Origin of the sequence: Dapis brunnea BLCC-M229 (genome assembly GCF_050015995.1) — a bacterium.
In the GTDB taxonomy this organism is placed as follows: domain Bacteria; phylum Cyanobacteriota; class Cyanobacteriia; order Cyanobacteriales; family Microcoleaceae; genus Trichodesmium.
Genome location: NZ_JBNHEP010000244.1, coordinates 1 through 1,254 on the forward strand (window position 1 = coordinate 1; position 1,254 = coordinate 1,254).

The window sequence follows — 1,254 nt, forward strand, 5'->3', positions numbered from 1 at the left end:
TTGATTGAGTAATATCCCATATTCGACCTTTGATTTTGTAGAGGATTTTTTCTATGAGGTATTGAGATTTTAGCGGGGTGATAAATTTTGGCAGTGGCAAATTTTCTTGGGTAAAGTGTGTTTAAACTACTCGAAGTTTCAATTTCAATCTTCTATCAACCTTTCAAATAAGTTTTTTTGATTGAGTAATATCCCATATTCGACCTTTGATTTTGTAGAGGATTTTTTCTATGAGGTATTGAGATTTTAGCGGGGTGATAAATTTTGGCAGTGGCAAATTTTCTTGGGTAAAGTCTGAAAAGTTTTGAGTAGACTCTCTGATACCTATTGCCACAATATTTTCCAACCACTCCAAGTTTCAATCTCAATCTTCTAGCAACCTTTCAACTAAATTTTTTGATTGAGTAATATCCCATATTTGACCTTTGATTTTGTAGAGGATTTTTTCTATATAGTTTGGGAACTGGTTTTATCTTTTTGCTATAATTATATAGTCATCTATTCCATAGTATGAGTCATAATTTAATCTAAGATATTTATGTTTTAATGGGTTGATAAACTTCTGTAGCGACAAATTTTTTCTTGCAAAGCTTGCAAAGTTATTACCCGGCACTCTTCTACCTTCTGAAATAATATATTTATACCACTCCAACTTTAAATCCAACTCTTCTACCAACTTTTCAACTAATTTTTTTTCTAGGGCAATATCTTCTTTAGGTTGCATCCCATAAAATCCAAAAAAACTCTTTATTTGAACAATTAGGATTACATAACCACCGCTGCTCAAACTTTCCTGAAATATTTTCCTATAAACCTCTAAAGACTTTTTATTCTCTTCTGAATCATAAAACAAACAGTGAGAAATGACTATAAAATTAAAGAAACCTTTTGGCAAAACTTTCAACTGCTCGTTGTATGCAAGAATGTCCGTTGTATCAAATCGAAAATACAAATTAGTAGGTATTTTTTGTTGTTCTATATATTGTCGCCAAAACTGAAGACCTCGATACTGAAACTGAGCTTGTTTTTCCAGAGAATAATAACAAATGTGCATGGGGGGAGTCGCAAAAAAGCTACTACTACTTTGCATAAATAAAGCTAGTCCACAAGCAACTGTTCCTGGACATGCACCTATATCAAGAATGTTAAGTTTAGTAGGTAATAATCCAGATTTATATATTAAAAACCAAGCTAAATAACTAGAATAAACATGATCTGGAAAATGTTTCATCATATAGACATGGGGAGTCAATT

2 protein-coding genes are annotated in these 1,254 nt (G+C 31.7%); both read right to left on the reverse strand.

What is annotated here, in order from left to right; translation table 11 throughout:
- Nucleotides 1-163: 163 nt before the first annotated feature.
- Nucleotides 164-334: a hypothetical protein gene (locus ACP6PM_RS27960; RefSeq protein WP_426590163.1), complete on the reverse strand. Its 171-nt coding sequence runs from the start codon at nucleotides 332-334 to the stop codon at nucleotides 164-166.
- Nucleotides 335-469: 135 nt separating this feature from the next.
- Nucleotides 470-1,254: photosystem II assembly protein (locus ACP6PM_RS27965; RefSeq protein ID WP_426590164.1), on the reverse strand; the 785-nt coding region annotated here is incomplete at its 5' end.